The following is a 20,302-nucleotide window of genomic DNA, read 5'->3' as shown; positions in this document are numbered from 1 at the left end:
CCTCTAATTTCCTAACCGCTCAAGCAGGGCGGGAACATGGACCTGATCGGATTTGTAATTGCCGGTGAGCATATACATGACGATATTGACGCCGCCGCGAATGGCATAGATGCGCTGCATCGGATCATTCGGCACAGTGGGATACAGCGGATTTCCCTGTTCATCGACGGCCCATGCGCCTGCCAGATCGTTGGCGGTAATCATAATTGGGGATACGCCGTCGCCGGTGCGTACCGGCCTGTTTTGCGATGCATCATCGGGCGCGGTCGCTTCGACCCAAAGCGGACTTCCTTCATAACGCCCCGGAAAATCGGGCATGATGAAAAAGGATTTGGTGAGAACATGATCGTTCGGCACCGGCTCCAGCGGCGGCACATTCATGTTATCGAGTATGGCGCGCAGGCGCTGGTTGGTGGGCGATGCGGATGCGGCGAGGCTTGCACCGGCCTGCAACTGGTCGCGCGTGTCGAACAGGACCGTGCCGCCTTGCTGCATATAGGCATCGACCCGTGCTGTTGCCTGAGGGCTTGGCATGGGTGCATCGGGGTCTATGGGCCAATAAATGAGCGGATAGAAGGCAAGTTCGTCCTTGGCCGGATCGACGCCAATCGGATCGCCCGGCTCAAGCGCTGTTTTATCCATCAACGCAAAGCTCAAGCCACGCAGCCCCGCCTTGCTGATATTGTCGGTCTCGGCATTGCCGGTGATGATATAGGCCAGATGTGTCTGCGAGACGGAATTGATGATCGCCTCATCGCCCGGCTTGCTATCGTCATGGATGGGTTGTTGCTGGGCATAGGCATGATCGAGCGTGGTGGGCAGCATATTGATTGCGGTCGTTGCCGCGATCAATATGGCAAGTCCTGCAAGTTTCGAGTGGGGCTTCATGCGGCGGCGGAAGGCGCCGCGCAGCCATAGCATGAACAATGTATCGAGTGCGAGAAGCATGGCGGCGGCGGCAAAGAAGGGACCGCGCAGGGAGATCGACTGATCGGCATTATAGGAGGCCGGGGTTACGCCCACCGAAAGGGCGGGCTGGCTGATCGGCTGGAGCTTGCTATCTTCGCTGTCAAAAATATTGAGCGCTTTCAAGCCATCTTCATTGCCGTAGAAGCCGGGCGGGGTGTTGATGCCAACCACAGGCTGCTTGTCTTTTTGCACGACCAGGGGTTTTGCTTCCGATGAGGGTGGCGTCAGTTCGCCGGAGGCAGAAAGAAGCTGGAAAGGCGGAAGCGAAACGACATCGCGATTGTCCTGCGCGCCGGTGCGCTGCGACAGCGATACGATACGGCGCAGCATTTCCACAAAAGAACCGGAAATGGGGAGGCTCGACCAGCTTGCATCGGGCGAAATGTGGAACAGGACAACATTGCCCCGTCCGCGACGCTCGCCTGTCACAAGCGGGGTTCCATCCTGAAGTGTGGCATAGGTCTTTTCATTCAGATCATAGGAGGGTTCGGCCAGGACCTGCCGCGTGACCGTCACGTCGTCGGGTACGGCCAGACCTGCAAAGGGGCCGTTTTCCGAAAAGGAGCGTAGTTGCTGCGGCTCGGACCAGGATAAGGTACCACCAAGCGCTCTTTCACCCTTGCGCAAGCGGACCGGCAAAAGCGGGTCGCTTTCATTGGCACCGGCAAGTCGGGGGCCAGCAAATCGCACCAGAGTGCCGCCATCCTCAACCCAGCGCGAAAGCTGCTCCACGACCGGTTGCGGCATTGTGCCGATATCGGCCATGATGAGGATCGACGGTTTGGCGTCCAGCAATTCCGGTACGGTCTGCATCAGATCAGCGGAACGCGGCTCGATCAGATTGGCATAGGGCGAAAGCGCGCGCGAAATATAATGCAGCGCCGAGAGCAGAGGTTGGGCTAGATCGCCGTCACCGCTGGCAAGAAGCCCGATGGTGCGGCGTTCGGACCCAGCATCGATGAGGCGTGTAGCTGCCGCCTGCTTGATGCCATCAATGCGGATCAGGCGAAAGTCGTTGCGCAACTCGACAGGCAGGTTGAAGCGGGCCGTGCCCTGGGTGTCCTCCAGCGCAAAGGAAAGCGGCGCTTCGGCGATGCGGCGGCCCTTGTCGTCATAGGCGGAAGCGGTAAGCGTGCGCGACGCCGTCATGCCTTCAGGGCGCATGGCCAAGACTTCGAGATTGTCGGCTTTGTTATTAATGCTGGTCAGGGCGAAAACACGGTCAAGATCGGCCTCATACCAGAGTACGGAAGCCAGATGCCCGCCTCTGTCGAGTTCAGCAAAACTCTTTGCATCTTCGGGTTGAGCCAATCCATCGCTCATGAAAGCGAGACGGATTTTTGCGCCTTGCGGCAGGCTCGATACAAGGCGTTCCATCGCGGATTTGCGGTCCACAGGAATCGGACGCGGCTGCAAGGCTTGCAGGCGTTCGGCTGCGCCCTTGCCATCATAGGGGCCGATTTCAGCGTTGGCCGGTTCGGCGGTTCCCAGAATATAGACCTGGGTAGCGGTGTTTTCGGCTTCGGCCACAAGATCTTCTGCTGCCTGCACGCGTTGCGCCCAGCCTTCGGCCGAAGCCCAGCCATTGTCCATGACGATGGCCAGCGGTTCATTACCTGAAAGCATGGCAGGACGGGGGTTCCAGACTGGCGAGGCGAGGGCCAGAATGACGAGGGCGGCGATGAGAAGACGCAGCAGCGTCATCCACCACGGGCTTTTGGACGGCACTTCCTCGCGCTTGAAAAGCTGTGCCAGAATTTTGAGCGGCGGGAAGATTTCTTCTTGCGGGCGCGGTGGCGTCATGCGCAACAGAAACCAGATCACCGGCAAAGCGAGAAGACCCGCAAGCAGCAGAGGCGATCCGAAGGCGAGCGGCAGAAAGTTCATGGTCGCGCACCCCTCTGCATGGATGCTTCCACCGAGGCGCTCAGAGCATCATGGAGCCGCGACAAAACTTCTGTCGTGGGCTTGTCGGTTCTGTGCACGCAATGGTTCCAGCCAAGACGCTTGCAGAAATCCGCCAATGTTTCGCGCCGGGCAAGATAAAGACGGCGGTAATCTTCCGCATAGGTTTCGGCGCGGCCTGTAATCAGTGTTGCACCGGTTTCAGGATCGCGAAATTCCGTGCGGCCCGAATAGGGAAAGGTTTCTTCGGCAGGATCAGCCACTTCCACCAGATGCACTCGCGCCCCGCGCCGCGCCAGACTGTCGAGAAGCGTCATCAGTTCATCGAAAGGATGCAGGAAGTCGGAAATCAGGACCACTTCGGAAAAACGCCGAATCTGGTCGATGTCGGGCAGGGGGCGATCCGGCGTTTCATGCATTAATGCGCCTGCCAGCCGTTCCGCGCCATTGCGTGCAGAAAAGGGCTGTAAAAGCGCTGGAAACGCGATGCGCTCGCCCGAGCGCGATAGAAGTTCGGCCAGCGCCAGCATCAATACCAGCGCGCGAGCTTCTTTTGAAACAGGGGCAAGCTGCGAACGATAGAGCATCGAAGGGGAGAAATCGCTCCATAGCCAGACCGTATGCGCCGACTCCCATTCGCGATCGCGCACGTAAGTATGGTCATCACGCGCGGAACGCCGCCAGTCGATGCGGGAAAGTGATTCGCCCTGCACATAGGGGCGGAATTGCCAGAAGTTTTCTCCGGGGCCACGCTTGCGGCGACCATGCCAGCCGTTCATCACGGTGTTGACGACGCGCTGCGCTTCAACCAGCAGATCGGGGATGCTCGATGCCCGCGCGCGGGCGCGGGCCAGCGTATCCCTGCGATCTGAAGCTGAAACTTCGGCGCCGATCGTCATCACACGACAGCCTTCACCAGATTGGCGATCACATCGCGCACATGCATTCCGTCGGCACGCGCCGCGAAGTTGAGTGCCATGCGATGCTGCAAGACAGGCTCTGCCAGTGCTTTCACGTCATCGACGGAAGGGGCAAACCGGCCTTCATAAAGCGCACGGGCACGGGCGCAAAGCATCAGTGCCTGAGAGGCGCGGGGACCCGGACCCCATGCGATATGCTTCTTCGCATGTTCGTTGTCGGCGTCGGGTCGTGCAGAGCGCACGAGGTTGAGGATTGCTTCGACGACGCTTTCGGAAACCGGCATGCGGCGCACCAGTGCCTGCATCTGCCTGAGCCGTTCGGCGTCGAGTATTTCATAGGGCTTTGCTTCGGAAACGCCGGTCGTTTCAAGCAATATGCGACGTTCGGCTTCAAAGTCCGGGTAAAGAATATCGATCTGCATCAGAAAGCGGTCGAGCTGGGCTTCCGGCAGGGGATAGGTGCCTTCCTGTTCCAGCGGATTTTGGGTGGCGAGCACATGGAAGGGACTGGGCAGGTCGTAACGCTGGCCTGCCACCGTCACATGATATTCCTGCATGGCTTGCAACAGGGCGGACTGGGTGCGGGGCGAGGCGCGGTTGATTTCATCGGCCATCAGAAGCTGGGCGAAGATCGGTCCCTTGAGGTAGCGGAAGGAACGGCGTCCATCGGCATCCTGTTCCATCACTTCCGAGCCGATAATGTCGGAGGGCATCAGGTCTGGAGTGAACTGGATGCGCTGGCCGGAAAGGCCGAGCACGGTGCCGAGCGTTTCTACCAGCTTGGTTTTGGCAAGGCCGGGAACGCCGACCAGAAGCGCATGGCCTCCGGCCAGAATGGCGACGAGGGTGCGTTCGATCACGCTTTCCTGACCGAAGATGACAGTGTCGACGCTCTCCTTGATACGTGCAATATCAGCGAGCGCCCGTTCGGCTTCCGCGATGATCTGATCGGCATTGGCGGTTTCGGACGGGACGATAACGCTCATGGGAACCTCGCAATAATATCCGCACCTGCATGTTGCAGGGTAAATCGCTATATAATGCTGACAAGCGGTGAAACGGTGACTATTTCATGGCTTGAGACATTTTAAACGCATTCTGGCAGGAATAACCGAGTCGGATGATAAAAAGCACCCCTCAAGGCGAGCAAACGCCGCAAAGTTCAACAGGAACCATCGAAGGCGCTGGCGGATTGGAAGCGCTTATTGCGCGCGCGCATGCGGATGCGCATAACGGGCCTGCCGAAAAGGAGCGTCGCATTCCGCCGGTGGAGCGCTGGAACCCCGAATTCTGCGGCGATCTGGATATGGAAATCCGCGCCGATGGAACATGGTTCTATATGGGAACGCCCATCGGACGCCAGCAGCTTGTGCGGCTGTTCTCCACCGTCCTGCGCAAGGATGAGGACGGTAGAACCTATCTGGTAACGCCAGTAGAAAAAATCGGCATCCGGGTCGAGGACGCCCATTTCATTGCCGTGGAAATGCAGGTTTCCGGTGAGGGTGAGGATCAGGCTCTGACCTTCCGCACCAATGTCGGTGATGTGGTTGAGGCTGGGGCAGAGCATGGGCTGCGCTTTGTGATTGAACAGCAAAGTGGCGGCCTGAAGCCGTATATACTGGTGCGCGGGCGGCTGGAGGCGCTTTTGGCGCGCTCTGTGATGTATGAGCTGGTAGCGCTTGGCGAAGAGATCGAAGTCGATGGCGCTATCATGTTCGCAGTGCGTTCAGGCGGCGTGGTGTTTCCCATCATGCCCGCCGAGGAACTGGAGGACGCTCTTCGATGACGGTTCGCACTTCGGATCTGTTTCCGGTCTTTTCAGCGGATGATTTTGCCGAGCGCGTGCGCAGCTGGCAGCCCGACGACCACGAGGTGACCGGTGATCATGCGTTGAATCCGGATTTTACACAGGCCATGGTGACTGCGAAAATGCGCGACGCTGCTGTTCTCGTGCCTGTGGTGGATCGCGGCGCGGAGGCGACGCTGCTATTGACCCAGCGCACTGATACACTGCGCAAGCATTCCGGCCAGATTGCATTTCCGGGCGGGGCCATCGATGCCGAGGATGGAACTGCCGAACATGCGGCCTTGCGCGAGGCAAATGAGGAAATCGGCCTGCTGGCTGAGCGGGCCAAGATTGTGGGTAATCTGCCGCGTTATCTGACCGGCAGCGGGTTTTCCATTACGCCCGTTCTGGCAGTGGTCAATACGCCATTCGATGTGCATCCCAATCCTGATGAGGTGGCGGATATATTTGAGGTGCCGCTGTCATTCCTCATGAATCCCGTGAACCACCGGCGCGAAAGCAGAGTATTGAACGGCAAGGAGCGCTTTTATTACGCCATGCCATATCATGAGCGATTCATCTGGGGTATCACCGCCGGAATTATTCGCGGACTTTATGAAAGGCTCTATCGTTGAGCGAAACAGTGAATATTACTGGCAAGGCCGAATGGTTCAAGTCTTGGCGGCTGCAAGCGCTTTTCGAAGCACTCAACCGCGATGGTGGCGAAGTGCGAGTAGTGGGCGGCGCGGTCCGCAATACATTGCTGGGTACGAAGGTCAGCGATGTTGATCTGGCGACCACACATCTGCCGCAAGATACAGTCCGGCTTGCGCGGGAGGCAGGTTTCAAGCCGGTGCCGACGGGCATCGAACATGGCACTGTGACCGTTGTCGTGCAGGGGCAGCCCTTTGAGGTGACGACTCTGCGCAAGGACATTGAGACGGACGGACGCCATGCCAAGGTGGCCTTCGATACGGACTGGAAAAGCGATGCCGAACGGCGGGATTTTACGATCAACGCGCTCTACGCCAAGGCCGATGGAACGATTGTCGACTATGTCGGCGGGCTCGGTGATATAGAGACATGCACGCTGCGTTTCATCGGTGATGCGGAAGCGCGTATCCGCGAAGATTATCTGCGTATTCTGCGCTTTTTCCGGTTCTTCGCCTGGTACGGCTCGGGACGCCCCGAAACGGACGGATTGCGCGCCAGCGCGCGGCTCAAGGACGGCTTGCAGCAGCTTTCGGCAGAGCGGGTCTGGGCGGAAATCAAGAAGCTTCTTTGCGCGCCCGATCCTTCACGCGCGCTTTTGTGGATGCGGCAGGCGGGCGTGCTTACCCTTGTTCTGCCTGAAAGCGAGAAATGGGGTATTGACGCTATCCATGGTCTGGTGCGAGCGGAAGGCGATCTTGGCTGGCAGGTTGATCCCATCTTGCGGCTTGAAGGCATTGTTCCTCCCGATGCGGAGCGCATGGGCGAATTGGGCAAGCGGCTTAAAATGTCGAATGCCGAAAGGGCGCGGCTGGAGGCTTGGGCGCGCGCTGATGCGGTGAAACCGGAATTTTCGGAACAGGCGCTGAAAGCGCTTCTCTATCGCGGAAGCAAGCAGGCCGTGCTGGACCGTATCCGGCTGGCCTATGCCGCGGCGCGCAATGATGCGGTAGCGAGCGATGAGGCGATGATCCGGGCTGGTGGTTATGCGCGCTTGCTTGAAGTCGCGCAGACTCATGAAACACCGGTTTTTCCTGTTACGGGCGGTGATCTTCTGCGGCTGGGCGTCGAGAAAGGCCCGGCTCTTGGCAAAATGCTGAGAGACCTTGAAACCATCTGGATTGACTCAGGTTTTAATCTTGACCGGACCGCACTTCTGGACAAACTTGATCGCGACAAAATGAACGAGTGATGCCGTGATTTAGCACTTTTATGGCGTAGGATGCATTTTTCGCGTCAGTTTTGAAAGAGCAACGAATGTCCAGTTCCGATACATCGAAACAGCAAGAAACCGCTTCTGACCCCAAGCAGAATTTTGGCACCGAGGGTATCACGCCAATGGAACGGCCGGGCGCCGTAACCCGGTTTTTCATGGGCATCGTCGCTTGGGCGGAACGGCTCAATCTCAAATATGCAAAGCTTGGAAATCCTCCGGTTTATGACAATGCCCTCTTTCTATGGGCGTCGGATATCGAAAAGGAATTTCCCGCCATTCGCGCCGAACTGGAAAAGGTTCTGCTGCGTCAGAGCGAGTTGCCGTCCTTTCAGGATATTTCGACAGATGTGAAGACGATTTCGACCGACAGTCACTGGAAGACGTTCTTTCTGCTAGGCTTTGGCGTCAAGTCGGAACAGAATATCCGAGCTTGCCCCAATACGTGGCGCGCCGTGCAGAAAATTCCTGGCCTGACCACAGCCATGTTCTCGATTTTCGAGCCGGGCAAGCATCTGCCGCCGCATCGCGGACCATATAACGGCGTTCTGCGCCTGCACATGGGCATGATCGTGCCGGAACCTGCCGACAAGCTCGCTATTCGCGTCGACAACCAGATCTGCCATTGGCAGGAAGGCAAAGTGCTGATTTTCGACGACGCTTACGAGCATGAGGCGTGGAACCACACTGACAAGACGCGCGTCGTTCTGTTTGTCGATTTCGTCAAGCCGCTGAAGTTTCCTGCACGGCTCGTCAACTGGTGCCTGATGAATCTTGCGATTTTCACGCCCTTCATCAAGGAAGGGCTAGATAATCATAACGAGTGGGAAAAGAAATTCTATGCGGAGGCTGAAAGGCTTCGCAATCAGCCCAAAAATTAAGCGGAGGCGTTCCACACTTTTGCTGGAAATGCTTTATTTCACGGCCATTTCACGACAGGCGGCATGGAAGACAGGATGGAATTGACATTGCCGCCTGTCTTCAGGCCGAAAATCGTGCCGCGATCATAGAGCAGATTGAATTCGACATAGCGGCCGCGACGCACGAGCTGTTCTTCGCGATCTTCAGGCGTCCAGCCCTTGTTGAAATTCTGGCGCACCAGATGCGGATAAACCACCGAAAAACCACGGCCAACATCGCGGGTAAAGGCGAAGTCGGTATCCCAGCCGCCTTGTTCGCCGGAGGAATGCAGCCAGTCGTAGAAAATGCCGCCAGTGCCGCGCAGTTCATTGCGATGGGGCAGGAAGAAATATTCGTCGCACCAGTCTTTCAGCCGCTGATAATCGACAATGTCCTTGTGCCTCTCGCATATGAAGCGAAATGCTTTGTGAAAGGTCAATGTATCCGGGTCTTCTTGTGTGCGGCGGCTGTCGAGAACGGGGGTGAGGTCTGCGCCGCCGCCGAACCATTGGCGGGTGGTCACGACCATGCGGGTGTTCATGTGCACGGCGGGAACATTGGGATTTTGCGGATGGGCGATCAGCGAAATGCCGCTGGCCCAATAGCGTGGGTCTTCTTCCGCACCGGGGATCTGCTTGCGGAAGTCGGGCGAAAACTCACCATGAACGGTGGAAACATGGACGCCGACCTTTTCAAAAACGCGGCCATGCATGATGGACATGACGCCACCGCCGCCATTGCCATCGTCCTTTTGCCAGGGCGTGCGAACGAAGCGTCCGGGCTCCTGATCGGAAAGTTGGCCCTGCAACTCGTCTTCAAGCTGTTCAAAACTCGTGCAGATCCGGTCGCGCAGTTCCTCGAACCAATCGCGGGCGGCCTGTTTTTTTTCTTCGATATCTTGCGGGATGATTGCGGGAATTTCGTCGCGTTGCATTGTTGGTTTCCTCTCGCGCAATTTATCGGGGAACCGGAAAAGTTCCAGACATTCAAGCTTATACGCCTTTCATTTAGCAAAATCCTGTAGTTTGGCATAGCGCGAAGGATATTATGCAGTCATGGCTAGATTTATCTCCCCAGAAAAGACTCGTCTTTCATGGGCCGCTTCCCTATCTTAACGTGCAAGAGATCGGGAATATCGGCTTTATCTCTTTGTCACGTTCATGTCGTAACCAGCGAAATCGGTTCTCATTTTTGAGCGACATGCTTTCGGGAGGCAATCGCATGACTGTAGTACCGCCCCGCCCACCGCTTGAAGGGTTGCGAAAACAGCTTGAGAAAAGCCGCACACAAAAAAGCCGGATGCCGCGAGATGGTTTTATCCGTGAGACATTCACCTTGCCGCGTCAGGCGGCACGCGAGAAGGCGCGCGAATGGTTCGAGGCCTTTCCCAAGGCTGCCTACTGGACGGAAATTGAAAGCTGGTGCGAACGGCCCGACGATGTGATCGAATTTACGATTCGGCGGCTGCCGACTTCTGACTGACTTGCCGTTTCGATTCATGTAACGTGCTTAACGCATTGAAACTCGATTCAGATTAGCAGCCGCAAGAGCATCGGGGTCCAATTGCTCTGGAGAGAATGGCTTTTGCGAGTCGTTATTACATTACACCATTCCTGCGATATGTGAGGCTTCGTTGGCGCAGAGCCTCACCGGCGGTCATGGCCACCGACACGGCAAGATTAAGGGAGCGCGCGCCCGGCACCATTGGTATCAGTAATCGTGCGTCGGCAATATCCTGCACCGTATCCGGAACGCCTGCCGATTCGCGGCCGAACAAAAGAATGTCATTTTCCTGGAATTGATAATCGGTATAGGGAATTGCCGCTTTGGTCGAGAGCAGGACCAGACGACGGCTGGTATTTTTGCGCCACTCATCGAAATGCTGCCAGTCGGCATGGCGCGTCAGGGCGGCCTGTTCGAGATAATCCATGCCCGCGCGCTTGAGCGAACGATCAGATACGTCGAATCCAGCGGGTTCTATGATATCCACCGCAAAGCCGAGACAGGCGGCCAAGCGTAAAATGGTTCCCGTATTGCCGGGAATATCAGGCTGATAGAGAGCGATACGCAGTTCCATATGGGGCGGGTAACGCAGAAATGGCATTGCCGCAAGTGTTCGGCAGAACAAAATATTCTCTTTTTGTTCTGATTTCGCCTTGGCAATTTTTACGAGGACACATAAAAAGAGCACTATGTTCAAATGGTTTGAGAAACGACTCGCAGCCTATCCCGAAGAGCCCCCGCGTGAGCCGCCACGCGGGCTGCTGGCATTTTGTCTTTATTATACCAGGGGCGCATGGCCGTGGATTCTTGGCATGGCAGCTTTCACGACGCTGATTGCTATTATCGAGGTGTCGCTGTTCGCCTTTCTGGGTAATATCGTGGACTGGCTCTCGCATCAGTCGCGCGAGACGTTCCTGACCAATGAGGGATGGCGGCTGTCCTTGATCGCCGGAGTGGTGCTGGTCGTTTTGCCGGGCGTAGTGCTGATTCATTCGCTGTTCATCCACCAGACATTGCTCGGCAATTACCCGATGCGGGTGCGATGGTTGATGCACCGCTATCTCATTCGCCAGTCCATGGCGTTCTTTCAGGATGAATTTGCGGGGCGCATTTCCACCAAGTTGATGCAGACGGCGCTTGCCGTGCGCGAGACGGTGATGAAGCTGCTCGACGTGCTCAATTACGTTTTCGTCTATTTTGCTGGAACCCTTTTCATCGCAGCATCCGCCAATGTCGTTCTGATGATCCCTTTTGCCGTCTGGCTGGGCGTTTATATCGTGCTGCTGCGTTTCTTCATTCCACGCCTGCGGGCGATTTCAGAAGAGCAGGCCGATGCGCGCTCATCTATGACCGGGCGTATCGTCGACAGCTATACCAATATCGCCACCGTCAAGCTGTTCTCGCATTCGAGCCGTGAGGAATCCTATGTCCGCGAAAGCCTTGATGGTTTTCTGGATACTGTGCATCGCCAGATGCGCCTGATTACGATGTTCCATTTCACGCTCTACCTATCGAACTGTATTCTGCTATTCGCAGTCGGTGCTATCGGGATCGGCCTGTGGATGGAGGAGGCGGTGTCCGTGGGTGCCGTGGCAGTCGGTATTGGTCTGGTGTTGCGCCTTAACGGCATGTCGCAATGGATCATGTGGGAAATGTCAGCCCTGTTCGAGAATATCGGGACAGTCGAAGACGGGATCACTACGATTGCGCGGGCGCATGAGGTGGTGGATGTGCCGGATGCTCCTGCGCTGAAAGTCGATAAGGGCGAACTCGTCTTCGACAGGATCGGCTTTCATTACGGCAAGGGCAAGGGCGTCATCGAAGGATTGTCGCTTAATATTCCGGCAGGGCAGAAAGTCGGGCTTGTTGGGCGTTCCGGTGCCGGTAAATCGACGCTGGTCAATCTGTTGCTGCGTTTTTATGATCTCGAAAGCGGTCGCATTTTGATTGACGGCCAGGATATTTCCAAAGTCACGCAGGATTCGCTGCGCGCCAATATCGGAATGGTTACGCAGGACACATCGCTTCTGCACCGTTCAGTGCGCGAGAACATCATGTATGGCCGCCCCGATGCCAGTGATGAGATGGTTGTGCGCGCCATCCGGTTGGCGCAGGCGGATCAGTTCATTCCATTGCTGAGCGATCCCAAAGAGCGTCGTGGACTTGATGCGCATGTCGGCGAACGCGGCGTAAAACTGTCAGGCGGGCAGCGCCAGCGCATCGCCATTGCGCGCGTGATGCTGAAAGACGCGCCAATCCTCATTCTGGACGAGGCGACCTCGGCGCTCGATTCGGAAGTGGAGGCGGCTATTCAGGACAGCCTCAACACATTGATGGAAGGCAAGACCGTGATTGCCATCGCGCACCGGCTTTCCACCATTGCGGCGCTTGACCGACTGGTGGTCATGGACGAAGGGCGTATCGTCGAAGACGGCACACATGAGGAACTTGTGGCGCTTGGCGGCATTTATGCCAGATTATGGGCAAGGCAATCGGGTGGGTTCCTTGGTTTCGATGATCCAGCGGATGCGGAACTGGTTAATTAAGGAAAACGCAATTGATGAAAACGGTCTATAGCCTGTTCGAGCGTTGGGTTGATCCCTTTCGCGAGCCGGATCGGTTAAGGCCGCCATCGACGACCCCCGCTTTTATCTGGCATTATGCGCGGCAGGCCAAAGGACCGCTGGCGCTCTCGCTGGTGGTCGGCGGATTGTTGCCGCTAGTGGAAGCGGGATTGTTTTATTTCACCGGCAGGCTGGTCGATATTCTCGATCAGGCCGGGCGCGACGGTGCGGAACGAAGCTGGACGGCGCTGTTGCAGGCGGCGGGGCCGGAACTGCTTTTTATGGGGCTGACGGTTCTGGTGATTCGGCTCGCAGTGACGGCGATGAGCACGATGCTGGACGGCCAGACTCTTTCGCCGGGATTTTACAATATGATTCGGTGGCAGGCGAATTCCTATGTATTGCGCCAGTCCTACGCTTTCTTCCAGAATGATTTCGCCGGGCGTATCGCGACCAAGGTCTGGCAGGCGGGGCAGGCAGCCGGTGATCTGATCGAAAGCCTCATTCAGGTCGTCTGGTTCATGGCGATCTATAGCATAACCACGCTGTTTCTGGTCGGAAGGCTGGACTGGCGGCTGGCGGCGGCCGTTATTCTCTGGATCGCGGCATTTGGCTTCATTGCCCGGCGCTATCTGCCGCGTATCCGAAAATATGCAGAAGCATCCGCCGAAGCGGGTTCAATGATCAACGGGCGGATCGTCGACAGCTATTCCAATATTCAGACGATCAAGCTTAATACAGCTGACGATGACGAACATTATCTGCGCGACGGCTTTGAGCGATATCTCGGGGCCATTCTGCCTTTCATGCGTTCGCTCACGGGCGTTCGTATTTCACTGACGGCGCTTTCGGGGTTGATGATCGTGACGGTTGCAGCCATCGCCATCGATCTGTGGACGCGCGATGCGATTACCGTGGGGCAGGTGTCGTTCACGCTTGGCCTTGTTTTGCGGCTCAACATGCTGCTGGGGCGGATGATGATGCAGCTCAACGGCATGCTGCGCCAACTCGGTCTTATCGAAAATTCGATGAAACTGGTTTCTGCTCCGCTGGGTCTGGAAGACAGGAGCGGTGCGAAACCCTTGCAGATCACGCAGGCACGTATAGACGTGCACGATGTCACCTTCCATTACGGCAAGGGGGCGGGGGTTCTGGACAATATCAATCTTACAGTTGCAGGTGGTGAGCGTGTGGGGCTGGTCGGTCATTCGGGGGCCGGTAAATCTACCCTGGTCAATCTGATTCTGCGGCTTTACGACGTGGAAAAGGGCGCGATTCTCATTGATGGGCAAGATGTGCGGAATGTGACGCAGGCCTCCTTGCGCCGAGCATTTGCTGTCGTCAGCCAGGAAACCGCCCTGCTGCATCGCTCGCTGCGCGATAACATCATGCTAGCGCGCGACGATGCGACGGAAGCTGAACTTCTCCAGGCCACCCGCCAAGCGGAAGCGGAGGGGTTCATTGCCGTTCTGGAAGACTATCAGGGACGCAAATCCTTCGATGCCTTTGTTGGCGAAAGAGGCGTCAAGCTTTCAGGCGGGCAGCGTCAGCGCATCGCCATTGCGCGCGCGATTCTCAAGGATGCGCCAGTTCTCATTCTCGATGAGGCAACCTCTGCACTCGATTCAGAGGTAGAGGCATCCATACAAGATAATCTCAAGCAATTGATGGAAGGCAAGACGGTAATCGCCATCGCGCATCGCCTATCGACCATTGCAGCGCTTGATCGTCTCATCGTGATGGACAAGAGCCGGATCGTCGAAGAAGGCACGCACGAGGAGCTGATCGCGCGCGGCGGCATTTATGCAGGGCTTTGGGCGCGCCAGTCGGGCGGCTTCCTGGGCCAGCAAACTGCGTCCTGACGGCATTTGCCACTTACCGGCTGATTGCAGCATAGATAAGCGTGGGGTGAAATATATCTGTAAAACAGCCTGCGACATGGTGCCGTCCCAAGGGATTGGCGTCTGGACAAGACTTTTCTTCCCGCCTAAACCGATAGGCGAGATGGAGGGAATTTCGTTCTGTGAGCACTTGCAGGACTATTTTTGCATAGCTGCAAAAGAGGACGAGGGGAGAATTTAATTGAACATGCAGGTTGAAAAGGAATTGGCACGTGAGCGCACACGACACGGCTGAGCCGACACGGCGTGATTTTCTGTATATTGCGACGGGAATGGCGGGTGTCGTCGGAGTAGGCGGGCTGGCATGGCCGTTTATCGACCAGATGCGTCCCGACGCTTCGACGCTTGCCGCAGCATCCATTGAAGTTGACGTTTCTTCTCTTACGGAAGGTGCATCGCTGACGGTTAAATGGCGAGGCAAGCCGGTCTTTATCCGTAACCGAACCGCCAAGGAAGTCGAAGACGCCCAGAGCACGGCGCTCGCCGACCTCAAGGATCCGATCGCGCGTAACGCCAATCTTCCGTCAGATGCCCAAGCGACCGATCTGGCTCGCTCGGCGGGCGAGGGCAAGGAAAACTGGCTCGTCATGATCGGCGTATGCACCCACCTGGGTTGTGTGCCGCTGGGTGAAGCCGGCTCGTTCGGCGGCTGGTTCTGCCCGTGCCATGGTTCAACCTACGACACATCCGGGCGTATCCGCAGCGGACCCGCGCCGGAAAACATGCATATTCCGCAATTCGCATTCGCTTCCGATACGGTCATCAGGATCGGCTAAGACAGATCTTGGGGAGAGAAAACATGAGTGGTGGACACTCCACATATACGCCCACGACCGGCATCGAAAAATGGGTCGACGAGCGGCTGCCTTTGCCGCGCCTTGTCTATGATTCTTTTGTCGCTTATCCGACGCCGCGTAATCTGAACTACATGTACACCTTCGGTGGCATTCTTTCGTTCATGCTGATCGCGCAGCTGCTCACCGGCATTGTGCTGGCGATGCATTATGCGGCGGATACGGCCATTGCGTTCAATTCCGTCGAAAAGATCATGCGCGACGTCAATTCCGGCTGGCTCCTGCGTTATATGCACGCCAACGGTGCGTCGTTCTTCTTCATCGCCGTCTATCTGCATATTGCACGCGGTCTTTATTACGGCTCCTACAAGGCGCCGCGCGAGCTTTTGTGGATTCTGGGCGTCGTGATCTTCTTCCTCATGATGGCGACCGCTTTCATGGGTTATGTGCTCCCATGGGGCCAGATGTCGTTCTGGGGCGCTACGGTCATCACCGGCTTCTTTACGGCGTTTCCGGTCATAGGCGAGCCGATCCAGCAGCTTCTGCTTGGTGGTTTCGCTGTCGATAATCCGACGCTAAACCGCTTCTTTTCGCTGCATTATCTGCTGCCATTCATGATTGTAGGCGTTGTTATCCTGCATGTGTGGGCGTTGCATGTAACCGGCCAGACAAACCCGACCGGGATTGAAGTCAAGTCGAAGACCGACACGGTCGCGTTCACGCCCTATGCGACCATCAAGGACGCTTTCGGCGCGTTGATCTTCTTCCTCGTCTTTGCGTATTTCGTTTTCTATATGCCGAACTTCCTCGGTCACCCGGACAACTATATCCCGGCCGATTCGCTCAAGACGCCATCCCACATCGTTCCGGAATGGTACTTCCTGCCATTCTACGCGATGCTGCGTGCCATCACCTTCAATATTGGTCCGATCGATTCGAAGCTCGGCGGCGTTCTAGCCATGTTCGGCTCGATCGCTATCCTCTTCGTGGTGCCATGGCTGGATACATCGAAGGTGCGTTCGGCGGTCTATCGTCCGTGGTTCAAGCTGTTCTTCTGGCTTTTCGTGATCAATGCCATCTTCCTTGGTTGGCTGGGATCGCGCCCGGCGGAAGGCCTCTATGTCGCTCTCGCGCAGGTGGGTACGCTTTATTACTTCGCTTTCTTCCTCATCATCATGCCGGTTCTCGGCCTGATCGAGACGCCAAAGCGTCTGCCGAACTCGATAACCGAGGCGGTGCTGGAAAAGAACGGAGGCAAGTCCGCGATTGCTCCAGTGGAAATCAACGGCTGAGCCAGCGAGAGATGAAGGACAGAAAAATGAAAAAGTTCCTCAAAAATTTCGCTGCCCTGGGTACTGCCCCACTGGTTGCGATGGGTGTTGCCATGGGCGGTGCCTTCGCTCAGGGAGGCGGCGAAGCCGCAGAACCTGAACATTACCCCATCCACCATCCGAAGCAGGAAAGCTGGAGCTTCTCAGGGCCGTTCGGAACCTATGACAAGGCGCAGCTCCAGCGTGGTCTGAAGGTCTACAAGGAAGTGTGCTCGGCTTGCCATTCGATGGATCTGGTCGCATTTCGCAACTTGGAAGATCTCGGATACACTCCGGAGGAGGTCAAGGCTTTCGCGGCGGAATATGAGGTTGAAGACGGCCCGAATGCCGATGGTGAAATGTTCACCCGCAAGGCATTGCCTACGGATTATTTCCCGTCGCCGTTTCCAAATGCAAGTGCCGCAGCCGCTGCCAATAATGGCGCTGCTCCGCCAGACTTTTCGCTGATCGCCAAGGCGCGCGGAGTCGAACGTGGCTTTCCGACCTTCGTCTTTGATATATTCACGCAATATGCCGAAGCCGGGCCGGATTATATTCACGCATTGCTGACCGGCTATGATGAGCAGCCGCCAGCAGGTGTCGAGGTTCCAGAAGGAACCTATTACAATCCGTATTTTATCGCGGGCAAGTCGCTTGCCATGGCCAAGCCGTTAAGCGACGATCAGGTCACTTACGACGATGGCGCGCCGCAGACGGTGGATCAATATGCGCGCGACGTTTCGGCGTTTCTGATGTGGGCCGCCGAGCCGCATATGGAGCAGCGCAAGAAGACCGGCTTCCGTGTCATCGTCTTCCTGATTCTGTTTGCCGGCCTCGTCTATATCGCCAAGCGTCAGATATGGTCGACCGTCAAGCATTAAGCGATAAACCTCAAACTGAATGAAAGGGCGCCTCTGTGGCGCCCTTTTTGCTGCCTGAGACGGAAGTCAATAAAAGGCGCAGAAAGGCTTGGCGCGGCGGTCATATCATGATTGAAGAGAGTTCAGGAAACATGGGCTGGTCGAGTTTATACTGTAACAGTTTGCTTGACCCAGCCTCTCTGAAAGGACTGAATATGGAATCCGGACTCAAAGCCACTTTGAAGGATGCGGTCAGAACGATCCCGGATTATCCCAAGCCTGGTGTACAGTTTCGCGATGTGACGACTCTGATGGGCGATGCGCAGGCTTTCCGCCGTGCGGTGGATGAGCTCGTCTATCCTTATGCGGGAAATAAAATCGACAAGGTTGCCGGAATTGAAGCACGCGGGTTCATTCTTGGCGGAGCGATCGCGCATCAACTCTCATCGGGCTTTGTGCCGATCCGCAAGAAGGGCAAACTGCCGCGCGATACAGTGCGTATTGCCTATAGTCTCGAATATGGAATTGATGAAATGGAGATGCATCGCGACGCCATCGAGCATGGCGAGCGCATTATTCTCGTAGACGATCTGATCGCGACTGGTGGCACGGCGGAAGCCGCTGCGAAACTTCTTCTTCAGATGGGCGCAGAGATTGTTGCGGCTTGCTTCATCATCGATCTTCCCGATCTTGGTGGACGCAAGAAGCTTGAAGCGCTTGGCGTTCCTGTACGCACCCTTGTCGAATTTGAGGGTGACTGATACAAAATAAGTTCGGATTTCCAGCTTGTTTCGATGTGGTCATTTAGCAGACAGTGGTAGCTTCACCATCGCGGTATTATCGAACGAAAGAACCCGGTCGCCATTTTGATTACAGGCGCTGCTTGGCATGTTCAGCATGGACCAGCCGGGGCGCGATGTGAGCGCGCGTATAGAATGCACGGTCCGCTTATAGGTGATGGTATCACCCGCATAGACAGGTTTCGACCATTTCAGGTTTTCGAAGCCGGGTGAGGGGCCGAAAGATGGTGGGGTTTCGCCGCGCTTGATTGCCGCTTTGGTCGTCTCGACAATGGACGCGACATTGAGCTTCATGAAAATGGCGATCGTGTGCCAGCCAGATGCACACAAGCCGCCCAGGACACTGATCTTGGCGGCTTCCGCATCCAGATGAAAAGGCTGGGGATCAAATTTTGATGCAAACTGGATAATTTCTTCCGCAGTGAAGGTGTAGCTGCCGATGATGATTTCTTCACCAAGGTGATCTTCGATGAAGCTCATGCAGAATCCCCTTCATCTTGCGGATTGCGTAGTGCGAACATCGCTTTGTGCTGCAATACGCAAACCACCTCACCATGCTGATTGACGATCTCGTTATGGATCGTCAGCAATCCGATATGAGGCCGTGATTTTGAAATGCGCCGGTCGATGATGGTTGAAACACCGCTGAGCGTGTCGCCAGCCAGAACCGGGCGCTTCCAGCGGTTGAACTCAATGCCAGGACTGCCTTGCGATGTGGAGTCCTTGAGATAGGCGTCCCACATCATCCGCATGAATAGCGAAAGCGTATGCCAGCCGGATGCGGCTAGTCCGCCGAGCGGGCTTGCCTTGCCGGCTTCTTCATCGAGATGAAAGGGTTGCGGATCGAATTCGAGTGCAAATGCAACGATCTCTTCCTTGCTGACCGTGCGCGGACCGGAGACCAGCTTCAGCCCTGGCACCATATCTTCATAAGCATATTTGGGTCCAGATGTGCTCAATGCAATCTCCTCCCTAAATGGAAAAGGCCGCCGACTTTACGGCGGCCTGATAGTATCAGGTATTGAAGCGGAACAGCATCACATCGCCGTCATGGACGGTATATTCCTTGCCTTCGTCCCGCGCCTTGCCTGCCTCTTTTGCTCCGGCTTCGCCGTTATATTTAACGTAGTCCTCAAAGGCGATGGTCTGGGCGCGAATGAAGCCGCGCTCGAAATCGGTATGAATGACGCCTGCCGCAGCCGGTGCCTTGGTGCCGCGCCTGATGGTCCATGCGCGTGTTTCCTTGGGACCTGCGGTGAAATAGGTGATAAGGTCGAGAAGCGTGTAGCCCGCACGAATGAGGCGGTCGAGGCCCGGTTCTTCAAGGCCCATGCTGTCGAGATACTCGTAGGCTTCCTCATCCGGTAATTGCGCGACCTCGGCTTCGATAGCAGCGGAGATGATGACCGCCTGCGCACCTTGCTCCTCGGCCATTTTGGCAACTGCAGCGCTATATTCGTTACCTGTTGCGGCATCGCTTTCGGCGACATTGCAGACATAAAGCACCGGCTTTGAGGTGAGCAGGTTCAAGCTTTTGAGGATCAGCAGGTCTTCCGGCGAAATATCCGCCAGCATCAAGCGTACGGGCTGGCCGTTCTGGAGCAGATCCAGCGCCTTTTCCATGATTGGCAGGATGGTGAGCGCTTCCTTGTCCTTGCCGGTCGCGCGTTTGCGGATTTGGACGATGCGGCGCTCGATGCTCTCAAGATCGGAAAGCATAAGTTCGGTTTCGACCGTCTGTGCGTCCGATACGGGATCGATACGGCCTTCCACATGAGTGATGTCGTCGTCCTCGAAGCAGCGTAGCACATGAACGATGGCGTCGACTTCGCGGATATTGGCGAGGAACTGGTTGCCGAGGCCTTCACCCTTGGACGCGCCGCGCACGAGGCCTGCAATGTCCACGAAGTTGATGCGGGTCGGGATGATCTCCTTTGAGCCCGCAATGCGCGCGATGTCGGTCTGGCGCGGGTCTGGAACCGCCACTTCGCCGGTATTCGGTTCGATGGTGCAGAACGGATAATTCGCAGCCTGCGCAGCCGCGGTTCTGGTCAGTGCGTTGAAGAGCGTGGACTTGCCAACATTGGGCAGGCCAACGATGCCGCATTTGAAACCCATGATCTTACCTGTCTCGATAGAATGTGATTACCGCCGCTATGCGACATA

General features: G+C 56.5%; 19 protein-coding genes. 11 read left to right on the top strand and 8 right to left on the bottom strand.

Annotated elements, in window-relative coordinates:
• Window positions 1–3: 3 nt before the first annotated feature.
• Genes KUG47_RS11105 through KUG47_RS11095 form a run of 3 tightly spaced genes read right to left on the bottom strand, consistent with a single transcriptional unit; the run spans window position 4 to window position 4,780 of the window.
• On the bottom strand, window positions 4–2,856 hold the full coding sequence (locus tag KUG47_RS11105; RefSeq protein WP_217678027.1) for a DUF4159 domain-containing protein: 2,853 nt from the start codon (window positions 2,854–2,856) through the stop codon (window positions 4–6).
• Window positions 2,853–3,773, bottom strand: a complete 921-nt coding sequence (locus KUG47_RS11100) for a DUF58 domain-containing protein (protein WP_217678026.1) — start codon at window positions 3,771–3,773, stop codon at window positions 2,853–2,855. Before KUG47_RS11100 ends, KUG47_RS11105 begins: the two co-directional genes overlap by 4 nt.
• Window positions 3,773–4,780 carry an AAA family ATPase gene (locus tag KUG47_RS11095; RefSeq protein ID WP_217678025.1) on the bottom strand — a complete coding sequence of 336 codons (1,008 nt, stop codon included), beginning with the start codon at window positions 4,778–4,780 and terminating at the stop codon, window positions 3,773–3,775. Before KUG47_RS11095 ends, KUG47_RS11100 begins: the two co-directional genes overlap by 1 nt.
• Before the next feature lie 134 nt (window positions 4,781–4,914).
• Between KUG47_RS11095 and KUG47_RS11090 the strand changes: the two genes are divergently transcribed.
• From KUG47_RS11090 to olsC, 4 genes are all read left to right on the top strand, one after another.
• Window positions 4,915–5,580, top strand: a complete 666-nt coding sequence (locus tag KUG47_RS11090) for a DUF1285 domain-containing protein (protein ID WP_217678024.1) — start codon at window positions 4,915–4,917, stop codon at window positions 5,578–5,580.
• Window positions 5,577–6,215, top strand: a complete 639-nt coding sequence (locus KUG47_RS11085) for a CoA pyrophosphatase (RefSeq protein ID WP_217678023.1) — start codon at window positions 5,577–5,579, stop codon at window positions 6,213–6,215. Before KUG47_RS11090 ends, KUG47_RS11085 begins: the two co-directional genes overlap by 4 nt.
• Entirely contained in the window at window positions 6,212–7,483 is a 1,272-nt protein-coding gene (locus KUG47_RS11080; protein ID WP_217678022.1) for a CCA tRNA nucleotidyltransferase, read from the top strand. Before KUG47_RS11085 ends, KUG47_RS11080 begins: the two co-directional genes overlap by 4 nt.
• A gap of 65 nt (window positions 7,484–7,548) precedes the next feature.
• The gene (gene olsC / locus KUG47_RS11075) at window positions 7,549–8,385 is read left to right on the top strand and encodes an ornithine lipid ester-linked acyl 2-hydroxylase OlsC (RefSeq protein WP_217678021.1); all 837 of its coding nucleotides are present in this window, start codon (window positions 7,549–7,551) and stop codon (window positions 8,383–8,385) included.
• A 38-nt stretch (window positions 8,386–8,423) separates the two neighbouring features.
• Here olsC and hemF read toward each other — a convergent pair whose 3' ends face one another.
• Window positions 8,424–9,338 (bottom strand): oxygen-dependent coproporphyrinogen oxidase, encoded by a 915-nt coding sequence (gene hemF, locus KUG47_RS11070; protein WP_217678020.1) that lies wholly within the window; start codon window positions 9,336–9,338, stop codon window positions 8,424–8,426.
• 287 nt (window positions 9,339–9,625) lie between these two features.
• Here hemF and KUG47_RS11065 point away from each other — a divergent pair, with 287 nt between their 5' ends.
• Window positions 9,626–9,886, top strand: coding sequence for a hypothetical protein (locus tag KUG47_RS11065; protein ID WP_217678019.1), 261 nt, complete (start codon window positions 9,626–9,628; stop codon window positions 9,884–9,886).
• Between the two features lie 115 nt (window positions 9,887–10,001).
• Here KUG47_RS11065 and KUG47_RS11060 read toward each other — a convergent pair whose 3' ends face one another.
• Entirely contained in the window at window positions 10,002–10,481 is a 480-nt protein-coding gene (locus KUG47_RS11060) for a tRNA (cytidine(34)-2'-O)-methyltransferase (protein ID WP_217678179.1), read from the bottom strand.
• Between the two features lie 115 nt (window positions 10,482–10,596).
• On the opposite strand from KUG47_RS11060, the gene KUG47_RS11055 reads away from it, so the two are divergent.
• From KUG47_RS11055 to KUG47_RS11030, 6 genes are all read left to right on the top strand, one after another.
• On the top strand, window positions 10,597–12,453 hold the full coding sequence (locus KUG47_RS11055; protein ID WP_217678018.1) for an ABC transporter ATP-binding protein: 1,857 nt from the start codon (window positions 10,597–10,599) through the stop codon (window positions 12,451–12,453).
• Window positions 12,454–12,467: 14 nt separating this feature from the next.
• A complete protein-coding gene (locus KUG47_RS11050) occupies window positions 12,468–14,333 on the top strand; it encodes an ABC transporter ATP-binding protein (RefSeq protein WP_217678017.1) in 1,866 nt (621 codons plus the stop codon).
• A gap of 251 nt (window positions 14,334–14,584) precedes the next feature.
• Window positions 14,585–15,148, top strand: a complete 564-nt coding sequence (gene petA, locus KUG47_RS11045; RefSeq protein WP_217678016.1) for a ubiquinol-cytochrome c reductase iron-sulfur subunit — start codon at window positions 14,585–14,587, stop codon at window positions 15,146–15,148.
• A 23-nt stretch (window positions 15,149–15,171) separates the two neighbouring features.
• A complete protein-coding gene (locus KUG47_RS11040; RefSeq protein ID WP_217678015.1) occupies window positions 15,172–16,458 on the top strand; it encodes a cytochrome b in 1,287 nt (428 codons plus the stop codon).
• Between the two features lie 26 nt (window positions 16,459–16,484).
• Window positions 16,485–17,357, top strand: coding sequence for a cytochrome c1 (locus KUG47_RS11035; RefSeq protein ID WP_217678014.1), 873 nt, complete (start codon window positions 16,485–16,487; stop codon window positions 17,355–17,357).
• Window positions 17,358–17,551: 194 nt separating this feature from the next.
• On the top strand, window positions 17,552–18,097 hold the full coding sequence (locus tag KUG47_RS11030; RefSeq protein ID WP_217678013.1) for an adenine phosphoribosyltransferase: 546 nt from the start codon (window positions 17,552–17,554) through the stop codon (window positions 18,095–18,097).
• 39 nt (window positions 18,098–18,136) lie between these two features.
• On the opposite strand, the gene KUG47_RS11025 is transcribed toward KUG47_RS11030, so the two are convergent.
• The 3 genes from KUG47_RS11025 to ychF form a co-directional block, all read right to left on the bottom strand.
• The gene (locus tag KUG47_RS11025; protein WP_217678012.1) at window positions 18,137–18,616 is read right to left on the bottom strand and encodes a MaoC family dehydratase; all 480 of its coding nucleotides are present in this window, start codon (window positions 18,614–18,616) and stop codon (window positions 18,137–18,139) included.
• Window positions 18,613–19,059: a MaoC family dehydratase gene (locus KUG47_RS11020; RefSeq protein ID WP_422718084.1), complete on the bottom strand. Its 447-nt coding sequence runs from the start codon at window positions 19,057–19,059 to the stop codon at window positions 18,613–18,615. Before KUG47_RS11020 ends, KUG47_RS11025 begins: the two co-directional genes overlap by 4 nt.
• Window positions 19,060–19,150: 91 nt before the next feature.
• Window positions 19,151–20,254 carry a redox-regulated ATPase YchF gene (gene ychF / locus KUG47_RS11015; RefSeq protein WP_217678010.1) on the bottom strand — a complete coding sequence of 368 codons (1,104 nt, stop codon included), beginning with the start codon at window positions 20,252–20,254 and terminating at the stop codon, window positions 19,151–19,153.
• Window positions 20,255–20,302 lie beyond the last annotated feature (48 nt).

The sequence above is a fragment of the Falsochrobactrum tianjinense genome, from assembly GCF_019100495.1.
GTDB lineage: Bacteria > Pseudomonadota > Alphaproteobacteria > Rhizobiales > Rhizobiaceae > Brucella > Brucella tianjinense.
The sequence above is the reverse complement of the archived record's forward strand: the minus strand, read 5'-3'. Positions and strand labels throughout refer to the sequence as shown.